A 15,304-nucleotide genomic window follows, 5' to 3' on the forward strand; every position below is an offset into this window, starting at 1 on the left:
CTGTCGCCCGCCCGTACGGCGGCCCTTTCCGCGCGGCCGGGAGCGGGGCCCGCGCCGCGGCACAACTCACTGACGCATCACCAGGGAAAGGCCCATTCGAACGATGTTTGACGTCGAGTCGGACCGGACGTCCGCTTCCGGCATATCCGTCACGGGCGGGCAGACCGGCATCTGGCTTGCCCAGCAGATCGACCCGGACAGCTCCGCCTACAACATCCTGTTCGTCCTGGACCTGCGAGGCGATGTCGACCTCGACCGCCTCGCCTCCTCCGTACGGCAGGCCGTGGGGGAGGCCGAGAGCCTGCACGTGCGCGTCGGCGCCGGCGACGGCGGCCCCCGGCAGACGCCGGCTCGCGTTCCCATCGACGTCCCCGTCGTCGACCTGCGAAGCGCCGCCGACCCCGAGCGGGCCGCCGACGAGTGGATGGACGCCGAGCGCGACCGCCCCGCCGATCTCGGCACGGCCCCCCTCTTCGCCCACGCCCTGCTGCGTCTGACGGACGACCATGTCGCGTGGTACCAGCGCTACCACCACATCGTCACCGACGGCATGGGCGTCGCCCTGATCACTCGGCGGGCGGGGGAGATCTACACCGCCGGCGAGCAGGCACCGGCCGCCCCCGACTGGCGGATCTCCGCCCTGGTGGACGCCGACCAGGCGTACCGCGCCTCGGATCGCCCCCAGGAGGACCGCGCCTACTGGCTGGCCCGCATGGCCGATCGTCCCGAGCCGGTACGCCTCGTGGAGCGCGCACCCTCGCCCATGACGCGGCGGCTGCGACGCACGTCGGAGCTGTCCGCCGAATCCGTCGAGCGGCTGCGGGCCACGGCCGGCAGCGCGGGCATGCGGATCTCGCGTCTGCTGATCGCGGCCGTGGCCGTCTACCTGCACCGGGTCAGCGGTGAGCAGGACCTCGTCCTCGGCCTGCCGATCGCCGCCCGCCAGGACGCCGTGTCGGCCGGCATCCCCGGCATGGTGTCCAACATCGTTCCCCTGCGGCTGTCCGTCCGCCCCGGCACGACCGGCGCCGAACTCATGACCGACGTCAGCGCCGCGGTCGCCGAGGCGGTCGCCCACGGGCGCTACCGTGCCGAGGACCTGGCCAGGGAACTGGGCCTGGCCGACGGGGTGTCCGAGCTGGTCGGCCCGACGGTCAACGTCCTGCCCCGCCCCGAAGACCTGCGGTTCTCGGACCACGAGACCGAACTCGACCCCGTCTGGCTCGGCCCGGTCAGCGACCTGGCCCTCAGCTTCATCGACACCCAGGGCGGTCTCGGCATGCGTGTCCACGTCGACGCCGACGCGGACGTGTGCGACGAGGAGACCCTGCGCGCCCACGAGACCCGCTTCCTGGCGCTGCTGGACGCCCTCGCCGAGGACCTGCACCGTCCCGTCGGTCACATCGAGCTGATCTCCGGTGCGGAACGGGCCCGGCTCCTCGGCGAGTTCGGCGTGTCCCCGCGTGAGACGGCCGAGCTCTCCTGGCCCGCCGCCTTCGAGCGCCAGGTGCGCCGCACCCCGGACTCCGTCGCCCTCGTCTGCGAGGACCGGGAGCTGACGTACGCCGAACTGAACGCGGCGGCCAACCGGTTGGCACGCCTCCTCGCCGCCCGTGGCGTCGGTACCGAGGACATCGTCGGTGTGGCCGTGCCGCGCTCCCCCGAACTCGTGGTCTCCCTGCTCGCGGTCATGAAGGCGGGAGCCGCCTACCTGCCGCTGGACGCCGACCACCCGCAGGACCGCATCGCCTACATGCTGGAAGACGCCGGGGCCCGCACCCTCGTCACCACCCGCGAGCTGTCCGACGCACTGCCGGAGGCCGCCGGTGTCGGCCGGCTGCTGCTCGACTCCCCGTCCGTGACCTCCGAGTGCGCGGCCTTCGACGCCTCGGACCTCGGCCTGCCCGCCACCCTCGGCCAGGCCGCGTACGTCATCTACACCTCCGGGTCCACCGGCCGGCCCAAGGGCGTCGTGGTCTCCCACGACGGTGTCGGCAGCCTCATCGCCACCGCCACCGACCGCATCGGCATCACGTCCGACAGTCGCGTCGTCCAGTTCGCCTCCGTGGGCTTCGACGTGACGGTCTGGGACCTGATCATGTCGCTGTGCGTCGGCGGCCGTGTCATCGTCGTTCCCGCGGAGCGGCGCGTCGCCGGGCCCGCCCTCACGGACTACATCGCACGCCACCGCGCCACGCACATGATCCTGCCGCCGTCCCTCGTCTCGGCGCTGCCGCAGGACTGCGACCTGCCCGACGGCGCCGTGCTGATCGTCGGCACCGAGGCGGTGCCCAGCGAGCTCATCGCCCGCTGGGCCGGCCGGCTCCAGGTCGTCGTCGCGTACGGCCTCACCGAGGCCACCGTCAACTCCACCCTGTGGATCGCCACCGCCGACAGGCCCGGGCCCGCCCCCATCGGCGAGCCCGACCCCAACACGCGTGCCTATGTGCTCGACTCCGCGCTCCGCCCCGTGCCGCTCGGCACCGAGGGCGAGCTGTACGTCGCCGGACGCGGCCTCGCCCGCGGCTACCTGGGCAGGCCGGGGCTCACCTCCGAGCGCTTCGTCGCCGACCCGTACGCCGCCGAGCCGGGCGCCCGGATGTACCGCACGGGCGACCGCGTCCGCTGGACCGAAGACGGCAACCTGGAGTTCCTGGGACGCGCCGACGGCCAGATCAAGATCCGCGGTCACCGCATCGAACCCGGCGAGATCGAGAGCGCCTTCATGGCCTGCCCGGGCATCGCCCAGGCCGCCGTCCTCGTCCGCGAGGACCACCGGAGCGCCAAGCGGCTCGTCGCCTACCTCGTGGCCGACACCGGCACGGACACCGACGCCTCCGTGGCCGAGGCGCGTGCCCGGATCGCCGAGGCGCTGCCCGAATACATGGTTCCCTCCGCCGTCGTACGCCTGGACGGGCCCCTGCCACTGACGCCCAACGGCAAGCTCGACAGCCGCGCCCTTCCTGAGCCGCAGTGGACCGCGACGGCAGGCGGCGACGCGCCCACCACCCCCGCCGAGACCGCGCTCGCCGCCCTGTTCGCCGAGGTGCTCGGGCTGCCGTCGGTCGGCGTCCACGACAGCTTCTTCGAGCTGGGCGGCGACAGCATCGTCGCGATCCAGCTGGTGAACCGCGCCCGCGCGGCCGGGCTCGCGATCACCCCGCGTGAGCTGTTCCGGCAGCGGACCGTGGCGGCGCTCGCCCGGACGGCGGGCCGGGCCGGCGCCGACGAGGCGTCGGCGCTCGCCCGGACGATCGCACGCGAGGTGCACCTCGACGAGGACGCCCTGCCCGTCTCCCCGCTCCAGGAAGGTTTCTTCTTCCACGCGGAGTTCGACCAGGAAGCCGGCGACCTGTACGTCGTCCAGGAACTTCTCGACCTCGCGGGCGCCGTCGACCCTGACCGGCTGCGCCGGGCGCTCCAACTGCTGCTCGACCGGCACCCGCTGCTGCGCGCCTCGTTCCGCCAGATGCCCGGCGGCGAGGTCGTCCAGCGCATCGCCGACCGCACGGACCTGCCGTGGCGCGAGGCGGACACCGCCCGCACCGCGCTCAGGGACGTGCTGCGGCAGGACCGCGCAGAGGGCTTCGACCTCGCCCGGCCGCCACTGATGCGGGCCACCCTGATCCGGGACGGGCAGCGCCACCGGCTGCTGCTCACCCTCCACCACATCATCGCCGACGGCTGGTCGGTCTCCGTCCTGCTGCGCGAACTGACGGCCGCCTACCAGGGCGAGACCCTGCCCGAGCCGCCCGCCCCGCAGCCGTACCTGTCCTGGCTGGCCGGCCGGGACCGCGACGCCGCCCGCGACGCGTGGCGGCAGGCGCTGGCCGGTCTGGAAGGCCCCACCCGGCTGTCCGCCGCCAGCGCGGGCGACGGCCGGACCGCACCGGTCGCCAGGCCCGAGCACGTGGACGTCCGGCTGCCCGAGTCGCTCACCGCCGACCTGATCACCTGCGCCCGCAGCCACGGCCTCACGCTCAGCACCGTCGTGCACGGCGCCTGGGCCGTGCTCCTCGGCGGCCTGACCGGCAGCCAGGACGTCGTCTTCGGCACCACCGTCTCGGGACGCACCACCGAGGTCGAGGGCCTGGACTCGGCCGTGGGCCTGTTCATCAACACCGTCCCGGCCCGGGTCACCCTCCAGCCGGGCGAATCGCTCGCCGAGCTGCTGCGGCGCGTCCAGGACGAGCACGCGGCCCTCCTGGACCACCAGCACCTCGGGCTCGCCGAGATCCAGCGGATCGCGGGCGGCGGCGAACTCTTCGACACACTCGTGGTGTTCGAGAACTTCCCCTCCGGCGATCTGTCCCCCGGACACGACCAGGACGCGCTGCGCGTCACCGGCGCCGAGGTGTTCGACGCCGTGCACTACCCGCTCGCGCTGATCGTCGAGCCCGGCGGCGCGCATCTGTCGCTGCGGTTCAAGTACGACGCGGCCCGGCTCGAAGCGCTGTCCGTGGCGGTGACCGCCCATCGGTTCGAGGCGCTGCTGCGGACCCTCGTGTCCGACCCGGCCCGCCCGGTCGCCCGGCTCGGGATGCTGTCCGACGGCGAGCAGGAGCACCTCGACGCGCTGAACGCCACCACACACCCGCTGCCCGACGCAGACGCCACCCTCGCCTCGCTCTTCGCCGCACAGGTGGCACGGACCCCCGACGCCCCGGCCGTCGTGTTCGAGGACACCACCCTGAGCTATGCCGAGCTCGACCGGCGCGCGGAGGCACTGGCCCGGCGGCTGCGGGCACGCGGCGCCGGCCCGGAGCGTTTCGTCGCGGTCGCGGTGCCTCGCTCGGCGGAGCTGATGGTCGCGCTGCTCGGCGTGCACAAGGCCGGCGCCGCCTACCTGCCCGTCGACCTCGACTACCCCGCCGACCGGGTGGCGTTCATGCTCGCCGATTCGGGCGCGCGTACCGTCGTGACCACCGGCGACTCGGCCGGGCGGCTGCCCGACGTGCCGGGTCTCGAACACGTCGTCGTGGACCACGACGAGGAGGCCCCCGACGCGCCGAGCGTGGCGGCGGGACCGGACCACCCCGCGTACCTGATCTACACCTCCGGCTCCACCGGGCGCCCCAAGGGCGTCGCCGTCACCCACCGGGCGATCGTCAACCGGCTCGCCTGGATGCAGGGCGAGTACGGGCTCGATTCCGCCGACCGGGTGCTGCAGAAGACCCCGTCCAGCTTCGACGTGTCGGTCTGGGAGTTCTTCTGGGCCCTCGTCGAGGGCGCGACGGTCGTCCTCGCCCGGCCCGACGGCCACCGCGACCCCTCCTACCTCGCCGACCTGATCCACAGCCGGCGCATCACCACGATGCACTTCGTGCCGTCGATGCTGGCCGCGTTCGTCCAGGCGATGGACGGCACCGCCGACGCCCCGGACTGGGCCGCGAGCCTGCGCCGGGTGTTCTGCAGCGGCGAGGCGCTCACCGGACCGGACGCACGCCGCTGGTCGGACCTGACGTCCCGTCACGGCCGCCGCCCCGTGCCGCTGCACAACCTGTACGGGCCCACCGAGGCGGCCGTCGACGTCACGCACTTCCCGTACGAGGGTGCGACCGAGCTCGCCGTGCCGATCGGCCGTCCCGTGTGGAACACCCGCCTGTACGTGCTCGACGCCTTCCTGCGACCCGTCCCGGACGGCGTTCCGGGCGAGCTGTACCTCGCCGGCGTCCAGCTGGCCCGCGGCTACCACGACCGGCACGGCCTGACCGCCGAGCGGTTCGTCGCCGACCCGTTCGGCGAGCCGGGCACACGCATGTACCGGACCGGCGACCTGGTGAGGCGTCGCGCCGACGGCGCCGTCGAGTACCTCGGGCGCACCGACCGACAGGTCAAGGTCCGTGGCAACCGCGTCGAGTTGGGCGAGATCGAGGCCGCCCTCGCTGCCCTGCCGGGTGTCGCCCGCGCCGCCGTGATCGTCCGTGACGGGGCGCTCCTCGGCTACGCGGTCCCCGGCACCGGTGCCGCCCTGGACACCGAAGCCCTCCACGGGGCGCTCACCGAGGCGCTGCCCGCCGCCATGGTGCCGACGGCCGTCATGGCCCTCGGCGAACTGCCCCTGTCACCCAGCGGCAAGCTCGACCAGAACGCACTGCCCTCGCCGTCCGTCGCCCCCAGGGAAGGCGGACGCGCGCCCGGCGACGAGCGCGAGCGGGCCCTGTGCGAGATATTCGCCGCCGTCCTCGGCATGCCGGGGATCGGCGCCGACGACGACTTCTTCATGCTCGGCGGCGACAGCCTCACGTCGATCGCCGTCGCCACCCAGGCCCGGGAAAGGGGACTGACGATCAGCCCGCGTGACGTGTTCGAGCACCGTACGCCTGCCGCGCTCGCCGCGACGGCCCAGGAGGCTCCGCGCCCTCAGAACAGCGCCCCGGCCCCCGTCGACGCCCCGTCCGTGACCGTCTCGGCCACGGACGCCGGGCAGGCCGCCGCCGCGCTCCAGGCGATGCTCGTTCAGCAGAGCCAGTCCGGTGGGGCGATCGACCCCGCCCTCCAGGCGCTGCTGAACCAGCTGACCGCCGCCGCGGGCACGCAGCAGGAGCCGCAGGCCCCCGCCGGCCCGCTGGGCGGCCTCGACCTGTCCCCGGAGGAGACCGCCCGCGTCGAGACCGCCGCCGGGCTGCCGGTCGCCGACATCTGGCCGCTCTCCCCGCTCCAGGAGGGCATGTACTTCCACGCCACCTACGACGCGGGTGACGCGCTCGACGTCTACCTGTCGCAGGAAACCCTGGAGCTCGACCACCGCCTGGACGCCGACCGGCTGCGCACCGCCTGCCGGGCGCTCCTGGAACGCAACGCCGGCCTGCGCGCCGGGTTCACCAGCGACGGCCTGCCCCGGCCCGTGCAGTTCATCGCGGACGGCGCCGAGATCCCCCTGGTCGAGACCGACCTGTCCGGGCTCCCCGCCGACGAGCAGCGCGCCCGCCTCGACGAGCTCCTCGACGCCGACCGCCGACGCCGCTTCGACCTGTCGGCGCCGCCCCTGTGCCGCCTCCAGCTGATCCGGCTCGGCGAGGGCCGCGACCGGCTCGTCGTCACCCACCACCTCATCCTGTGGGACGGCTGGTCCGCGTGGCTGTTCCTGGAGGAGCTCTTCACGCTGTACGAGCGGGCCGGCGACACCACCGGTCTGCCGGCCCCCGGCTCGTACCGCGACTTCCTGGCATGGCTGGACGAGCAGGACACGGCCGAGGGCGTCGGCGCCTGGCGCGGCGCGCTCGCCGGTTTCGACGAGCCGACCCTCGTCGCCCCGACGGGCCGTGACGCCGGCCCGGTCATCCCGGCCGACTACGACGCGGTCCTGACACGGGAGACCAGCGACCGGCTGCGCGCCCTCGCCCGGCAGCACGGCCTCACCCTGAACACGCTGCTCAACGCCGCCTGGGGCTTGGTCCTCTCCGCGATGACCGGCCGGGGCGACGTCGCCTTCGGCACCGCCGTCGCCGGACGGCCGGCCGACGTGCCGAACGTCGCCGGCATCATCGGCATGTTCCTCAACACCATCCCGGCACGCGTCGCGTTCACCCCGGACGAGCCGCTGATCGACCTGCTGCGCCGTATGCAGTCCGAGCGGGCCGCGGTCATGCCGTACGAGTACGTCGGCCTCGGCACGCTCCAGCAGGAGACCGGCCACCGCCGCCTGTTCGACACGCTCTTCGTGCTCCGCTCCGCCGACGGAGAGGACCGCGCCGCGGCGCTCCGGCAGCGGCACGGCATCACCGACGTGTCGAACGTGGACGGCACCCACTTCCCGCTGACCCTGATCGTCACGCCCGAGAACCGGCTGCGGGTGACCCTGGCGGCCCGGCCCGACCTGTTCGACGCGGAGGCCGCGAACACGATCCTCGGCCGGTTCACGACCGTCCTCGAGCGACTCGGGGAGATGCTCGCCGCCCCGGACGCGGCCTCGGCCCGGACCGTCTGCGTGGACCTGCTCCTGCCGCCGGAGCGCGCCGCCCTGCGCGCCGAATGGGCCGGCAGCCGCGAGCCCGTGCCGAACGAGACCATCGCCGACATGCTGACGGCCCAGGTCGCCCGTACCCCGGACGCGGTGGCGCTGGTCTTCGGCGAGCGCGCCCTGACGTACGCCGAACTGGACGCGCACATCAACCGGATCGGCCGCCTGCTCCTCGCCCGGGGCGCGGGACCGGAGAAGGTCGTGGCACTGGCGCTGCCCCGGTCCATCGACATGGTGGCCGCGCTGTTCGCCGTCCTGCGGACCGGCGCCGCGTACCTGCCGCTGGATCTGGACCACCCCGCCGACCGGCTGCGGCTGATGGTGGAGGACACCGAGCCCCTGTGCCTGGTGTCCACCACGGCCGTCGCGCCGACCCTGCGCGGCGACGACGGCGCGGTGGCGCCCGAACTGCTCCTGGACGACGAGGCCGTGGCCGCTGAGCTGGCCGCCCTGCCCGGCGGGGAGATCACCGACGCCGAGCGGCCCGCGTTCGCCCACGACGTCCCGGACCGCCTGGAGTACCCGGCGTACGTCATCTACACCTCCGGCTCCACCGGCCGGCCCAAGGGCGTCGTCACCCCCTACCGGGGACTGACGAACATGCAGCTCAACCACCAGAAGAAGATTTTCGACCCGGCCATCGGCTCGGCCGGCGGGCGGCGGCTGCGCATCGCGCACACCGTGTCCTTCGCCTTCGACATGTCGTGGGAGGAGCTGCTCTGGCTCGTCGAGGGCCACGAGGTCCATGTCTGCGACGAGGAGCTGCGCCGCGACGCCGAGGCGCTGGTCGCCTACTGCGACCGGCACCAGGTCGACGTGGTCAACGTGACCCCCACCTACGCGCAGCTCCTCATCGAGGAGGGCCTTCTCGAGCGGGACGAGAGGGCGGGGAAGCACCGTCCGGCGCTGGTCCTGCTCGGCGGCGAAGCCGTCTCCGACACGGTGTGGACGAAGCTGCGTCGCACCGAAGGCACCTACGGCTACAACCTGTACGGGCCGACCGAGTACACGATCAACACGCTCGGCGGCTCGACGACGGACAGCGCGACCTCCACGGTCGGCATGCCCATCCGCAACACCCGCGGCTATGTCCTGGACGCGATGCTGCGCCCCGTTCCGCCGGGCTGCCCCGGTGAGCTGTACATCGCCGGCACCGGCCTGGCCCGCGGCTACCACGACCGTCCCGCGCTGAGCGCCGAGCGGTTCGTCGCCGACCCGTTCGGCGAGCCGGGAGAGCGGATGTACCGCACCGGCGACCTCGTACGGCAGCGCCCGGACGGCCTGCTCGACTTCCTCGGCCGCACCGACGACCAGGTGAAGATCCGTGGCTACCGGATCGAACTGGGCGAGATCGAGGCGGCCCTGTCCTCGCACCCCGAGGTCGCCCACGCGGCGGTCGTCGTGAACGAGAGCACCGGCACGAAGCGCCTGGTCGGCTACTTCGCGCCGGAGGACGGCACGGAGACCGGGGAGGAGCTTCTCCAGCGGCTGCGCGACCACCTGAAGGCGGGGCTGCCCGACTACATGGTCCCGTCCGCGCTCGTCGCCGTGGACACCTTGCCGCTCACCGTCAACGGCAAGCTGGACGTACGCGCCCTGCCCGCCCCGGACTTCGCCGGAACGGGTGCGAGCCGCACACCCCGCACCCCGCAGGAGGAGACGCTCTGCGCACTCTTCGCGGAGGTACTCGGCCTGCCGGAGGGCAGCGTCGGCATCGACAGCGACTTCTTCGAGCTGGGCGGCCACTCGCTGCTCGCCACCCGCCTCGTCAGCCGTGCCCGTACCGCTCTCGACGCCGAACTCGCGATCCGCGACCTGTTCGAGGCGCCGACCGTCGCGGAGCTGGTCGAGCGCACGGCCCGTTCCGGCGGTGCCGCCCGGCCGGCACTGACCGCCGGTGAGCGGCCCGCCGAGCTGCCGCTCTCGCACGCCCAGCAGCGGTTGTGGGTCATCCAGCAGATCGAGTGCACCTCGGCCGCGTACAACTTCCCGCTGGTCATGCGGTTGCGCGGCGCCCTCGATGTCGACGCCTGGGAGGCGGCACTCGTCGATGTGACGAGCCGTCATGAAGCCTTGCGGACGCTGTTCGTCGGGCCCGAAGGACAGGCGATCCAGCGCGTACTGCCCGCCGGAGAGGCACGGCCCGTCGTGGAGCGGCTTCGCGCCACCGAGGACGAGGTGCCCGCCCTCGTCGACGCGGCGATCAACCGGCCGTTCGACCTCGTCGCGGAACTGCCGCTGCGCGCCACGATCGTGGAGCTGGCACCGGAGGACCACGTCGTCGTCCTGCTGCTGCACCACATCACCACCGACGAGTGGTCGGACCGCCCGTTCCTCCGCGACCTCGCCGCCGCGTACTCCGCCCGGATCTCAGGATCGGCACCCGACTGGGAGCCGCTGCCCGTCCAGTACGCCGACTACGCGCTGTGGCAGCAGCGCCTCCTCGGCGACCCGACGGACGCGGACAGCCTGGCCGCCCGGCAGCTGGAGTACTGGCGCACGACGCTGGACGGCGCCCCCGAGGAGCTGGAGTTGCCGACGGACCGGCCGCGCCCGGCACGGCCGGCGTTCTCCGGCGACGAACTGGACGTCGCCTTCGGCGCCGATGTCCACGAGGGTCTGAAGCGACTCGCACGCGAGACCGGGGCCAGCATGTTCATGGTGGTGCACGCGGCCGTGGCCGCCCTGCTGCACCGCATGGGCGCCGGGACGGACATTCCCCTCGGCTCGCCCATCGCGGGCCGCGGCGACGAAGCGCTGGACGACCTGGTCGGCTTTTTCGTCAACACACTGGTGCTGCGCACCGACCTGAGCGGCGACCCGAGCTTCACCGAGCTCCTCGCCCGGGTCCGGGAGACCGACCTTGCCGCGTTCTCGCACGCGGACGTGCCGTTCGAGTCGGTGGTGGAGAAGCTCAACCCGACGCGCTCACTGTCCCGGAACCCGCTGTTCCAGGTGATGGTCGGCTACCACGCACGCACGGGCGACGGACTCGAACTGCCCGACCTCCACGCCGACCATGTGCCGTTCCGCATCCGCTCCGCCAAGTTCGACCTGGTGTTCAGCTTCACCGAGCACACACCGGCCGACGGCGGTGAGGGCTCCCTGAACTGCCGCTTGGAGTTCGCCACGGAGCTGTTCGACCACGACACCGCCGAACGGCTCGGCGACCGCCTCACGGCCCTCGTCGCGGCCCTCGTCGCCGCGCCCGATCGGCCCGTCTCGCAGGCGGAGATCCTCGGCGACGACGAGCGGCAGCTGGTCCTTCAGGGCTTCAACGCCACGTCGCGCGAAGTCGAAGAGGCGTCGTTCCCGGCGCTGTTCGCGCGGCGCCTCGCCGAGCGTCCCGACGCGGTCGCCGTCGTCGACCGCACCCGCTCCGTGACGTACGCGCAGCTCGACGCCCGGGCCAACCGTGTCGCCAGGCTGCTGGCCGCGCGCGGCGTCGGCGCAGAGAGCGTCGTCGGTGTCGCCGTTCCGCGCTCGGTCGACATGGTCGCCACCGTGCTCGCCGCGCTGAAGCTGGGCGCCGCGTTCCTGCCCCTCGACCTGGTCCACCCGGCCGACCGTCTCACCTACATGATCGAGGACTCGCGGGCGGCGCTCGTGGTCGGCACCGAGCCGGTCGCGGGGAAGATCCCGGCGGTGGCGGGCGTAGCGGTGGTGCTGCTCGACGAGCCTTCAGTGGCCGCCGAGCTGGACGCCCTGCCGGAGACCTTGCCCGAGAGCGACCGGGTCGACCTGGACCAGGCCGCGTACGTCATCTACACATCCGGCTCGACGGGCCGCCCCAAGGGCGTGGTGGTCCCGCACGAGGGCATCGCCAGCCTGGTGGCCACAGCCGTCGACCGGATGGGCCTGGAACGCGACAGTCGTGTCCTGCAGTTCGCGTCGATCGGCTTCGACGTCTTCGCCTTCGAACTGTCGATGGCGCTGTGCCATGGCGGCCGGCTCGTCCTCATCACGGACGAGGCGCGGGTCGCCGGCCCGGCGCTCACCGACTTCCTCGCGGACCAGCGGATCACCCACATGATCCTTCCGCCGTCGCTCGTGTCGGCCCTGCCGCCGGGCTGCGAGCTGCCCGAGGGGTCGACCGTCCTGGTCGGCACGGAAACCGTGCCGCCGGACCTGTTCGAGCGCTTCGGCGCCACGGCCCACCTGATCTGCGCCTACGGGCTCACCGAGGCGACGGTCAACTCCACGCTGTGGCCCGCCCGCCAGTACGGCCGACTCCCGTCCGGCCGGGTGCCCATCGGCCGGCCCGACCCCAACACCCGCGCCTACGTCCTGGACGAGAACCTGCGGCCGGTCCCGCCCGGTGTCGCGGGCGAGCTGTACGTCTCCGGACGCGGCCTCGCACGCGGCTACCTCGGCAAGGCCGCACTGACCTCCGAGCGGTTCGTCGCCGACCCGTTCGGCCCGCCCGGCAGCCGGATGTACCGCACCGGTGACCGCGCCCGCTGGCGCGCGGACGGCAACCTCGACTTCCTCGGGCGGGTCGACACCCAGGTGAAGGTGCGCGGCTTCCGCATCGAACTGGGCGAGATCGAGGCGGCCCTCGCCGGACACCCGTCGGTCGCGCAGGCCGCCGTGGTGCCCGACCGCGACGGCGACATCGTCCGGCTGGTCGGCTACGCCGTTCCGGAAGCCGGCGAACTCGACCCGCAGGAGCTGCGCACCCATGTCGCCGGTGTCCTGCCCGAGTACATGGTCCCGGCGCTCGTCGTGCCCCTGGACGGTCCGCTGCCGCTGACACCCAACGGCAAGCTGGACCGCAAGGCGCTGCCCACGCCGGACTGGGCCGCGATGACCGGCGACGCGCTCCCGGCCACCGAGACGCAGGCCAGGCTCGCCGAGCTGTTCTGCGAGATCCTCAAGCTGGAGAAGGTCGGCATCCACGACAACTTCTTCGCGCTCGGCGGCCACTCCATGGCCTCGATGCGGCTCCTGGGCCGTATCCGCGCCGAGTTCGGGGTCGAGCTGAGCATCCGGGACGTCTTCGACGCACTGACGGTCGCCGGTATCGAGGGCAAACTGAAGGGCGCGGCGACCGCCCGCCCCGCACTGCTCCCGGCGGAGGACCGCCAGGAGCCGTCGGCGGCGGCCCCGGTCCAGCGCTGGCAGTGGGACACCTACCGCCGTCACGCGGGCTTCGACCACGCGCTCGTCCTGCGCTCTCCCGGCGGTCTGGACGCGGACGCCCTGTCCGCCGCGCTCGCCGACGTGGCTGCTCGTCACGAGCCGCTCCGCACGGCGTTCGCGGAACGGGACGGCGTGCTGTACCACCGGCCCGCCGCTGCCCCGGCTCTGACGCTGGAGAAGTGCGAGGAACTGGAGGCCCGGCTGGCGGAACTCGCGGCCGGGGCACCGAAGCCGGACCGGGAGGCACCCCTCGGGGCGCACCTGCTGACCGAGGCCACGGGCCGGCAGGCACTGCTGCTGACCATGCACTACCTGGCGGTCGACGAATGGTCCGTCGTGCCCCTCTTCCGCGACCTGACGACGGCGTACGCGGCCCGTACGGAAGGCCGGGCGCCCGAGTGGCAGCCGCTGCCGGTCTCGTACACGGACTACGCCCACTGGGCCCGTGAGGTCCTCGGCGAACTGGACGACCCGAACAGCCGCGGCGGCCGGCAGCTCGCCTACTGGCGCGAGACGTTGAAGGACGTACCGGCCGAGCCGGCACTCCCGGCGGACGGCCCCCGCTCGCCCTCGCCCGGCGCGGACCATGTGGGCTTCGTGCTCGACGAGGAGCTGCACGCGGCCATGGACGATCTGGCCCGGGCGACCGGCACCAGCATGTTCATGGTGCTGCACTCCGCCCTGGCGGCGCTGCTCACCGCCCACGGCGCGGGCACGGACCTGCCCATCGGTACGATGGTCGCCGGCCGTACGGACGACCAACTGGCCGACCTGGTGGGCTGCTTCTTCAACACGGTCGTGCTGCGCACCGACACCGCCGGCGACCCGACGTTCGCGGAGCTGCTGTCCCGCGTACGGGAGACCACGCTCGGCGCGCTCGACCGGCAGGACGTCCCGTTCGAGGAGGTCGTCCGGGCGACCGGACTGCCGCCGGAGGGCCCGCAGGTCATGGTGATCCACCATGAACAGGCGGACCTGGAGCAGCTGGAGGGCGGGGTCGGCTCCCTCGACGCCGTACCGACCGGCTCGACGCGGGCGCAGCTGACCCTCAGCTTCTACGAACCGCGCGGCGAAGGCCCGGTCCACTGCGGCCTGATCCACGCGCCCGATCTGCTCGGCACCGCCAAGGCACGGCGGCTCGCCGACGAACTCCAGAGGCTGCTGCGCTCCGTGGCAGCCGACCCCGAGCAGCCGCTCTCCGAGCTGTTCACCGCCATGACCGCACTGTCGACCAGGAAGTGACACCGATGACCACCAACCCGTTCGAGGACCCGCAGGGCCGCTTCCTGGTCCTGGTCAACGACGAGAACCAGCACTCGCTGTGGCCGTCCTTCGCCGAGGTTCCCGCCGGTTGGCGGACCGCCTTCGGCGAGGACACCCGCGAGGCGTGCCTCGCCTACGTCGAGGAGCGCTGGACGGACCTGCGTCCGGCCAGCCTGGTCGCCCAGCAGGGCTGACGCGCCCGGCACGACGCCGCCGCCCGTGGAGAACCTTCTCCACGGGCGGCGGTGTTCTGGGCGGTCAGTAGTGGTAGCGGGCCTTGAGGATCTTGACTTCCTTGTCGTCCACCCGGTACACGAGCCGGTGCTCGTCGTTGATGCGGCGCGACCAGTAGCCGGACAGGTCGCCCTTCAGCGGCTCGGGTTTGCCGATACCTGTGAACGGGGTGCGCTGGATCTCGCTGATCAGCCGGGTGATCCTGCGGGCTGTGCTGCGATCCGAGCTCAGCCAGAACAGGAGGTCCTCCCATCCGGCCGGGTCGAAGTGGACGCTCCTCACCCGTCACCTGCCAGGGCTTCAAGCTCTTCCACAGTCTTGGCGATGGTGGCCTCACCGGCTCTGTCGCGGGCGACGGCTTCCATGAGACGTTGAGCGTTGGCAGGGGATTTCAGCAGGTAGACGGTCTCCTGCCAGGAGTCGTAGTCCTCGGCCGACATCAGAACGGCGTCGCCGCCCTTGGAGCTGATACGCACCGGGACGTGATCGTCGTTGACGCGCTTGATGAGCGGGAAGAGGTCCTTGCGGGCCTCACTGGCGCTTATGGTCATGAGCGGCACCTCTCTCCAAAGTCGTACGACTAAATGGTACCAGCCTCGTACGGGTTTTGGGTACCACTCAGGCATGCAAGGCGGCGCTGAGCACCGTAAGGCTCCCGCCCACGGATGCATGGGCGGCAGCCTTGGCGGGACGAAGGGCGAG

Annotated in this window: 4 protein-coding genes; 2 read left to right on the plus strand and 2 right to left on the minus strand. The window is 72.8% G+C overall.

The genetic code is table 11. The annotated features are described in order from the left end of the window. The first annotated feature begins 103 nt into the window (after nucleotides 1-103). Nucleotides 104-14,347 (plus strand): amino acid adenylation domain-containing protein, encoded by a 14,244-nt coding sequence (locus ACIQ7Q_RS22520; protein ID WP_403864902.1) that lies wholly within the window; start codon nucleotides 104-106, stop codon nucleotides 14,345-14,347. 5 nt (nucleotides 14,348-14,352) lie between these two features. Then, on the plus strand, nucleotides 14,353-14,562 hold the full coding sequence (locus tag ACIQ7Q_RS22525; RefSeq protein ID WP_403864905.1) for an MbtH family protein: 210 nt from the start codon (nucleotides 14,353-14,355) through the stop codon (nucleotides 14,560-14,562). 64 nt (nucleotides 14,563-14,626) lie between these two features. On the opposite strand, the gene ACIQ7Q_RS22530 is transcribed toward ACIQ7Q_RS22525, so the two are convergent. Both ACIQ7Q_RS22530 and ACIQ7Q_RS22535 read right to left on the minus strand, forming a co-directional pair. Next, nucleotides 14,627-14,884 carry a Txe/YoeB family addiction module toxin gene (locus ACIQ7Q_RS22530; protein WP_403864908.1) on the minus strand — a complete coding sequence of 86 codons (258 nt, stop codon included), beginning with the start codon at nucleotides 14,882-14,884 and terminating at the stop codon, nucleotides 14,627-14,629. Beyond that, entirely contained in the window at nucleotides 14,881-15,153 is a 273-nt protein-coding gene (locus ACIQ7Q_RS22535; protein WP_403864911.1) for a type II toxin-antitoxin system Phd/YefM family antitoxin, read from the minus strand. The genes ACIQ7Q_RS22530 and ACIQ7Q_RS22535 overlap by 4 nt, the downstream gene beginning before the upstream one ends. Nucleotides 15,154-15,304: the final 151 nt, after the last annotated feature.

The organism is Streptomyces sp. NPDC096176 (assembly GCF_044763255.1).
Lineage (GTDB): Bacteria > Actinomycetota > Actinomycetes > Streptomycetales > Streptomycetaceae > Streptomyces.

What these genes read in the sequence shown, in the direction of transcription:
- ACIQ7Q_RS22525 (WP_403864905.1), top strand. Translation starts at nt 14,353, where the DNA reads ATGACCACCAACCCGTTCGAGGACCCGCAGGGCCGCTTCCTGGTCCTG.
- ACIQ7Q_RS22520 (WP_403864902.1), top strand. Translation starts at nt 104, where the DNA reads ATGTTTGACGTCGAGTCGGACCGGACGTCCGCTTCCGGCATATCCGTC.
- ACIQ7Q_RS22535 (WP_403864911.1), bottom strand. Translation starts at nt 15,153, where the DNA reads ATGACCATAAGCGCCAGTGAGGCCCGCAAGGACCTCTTCCCGCTCATC.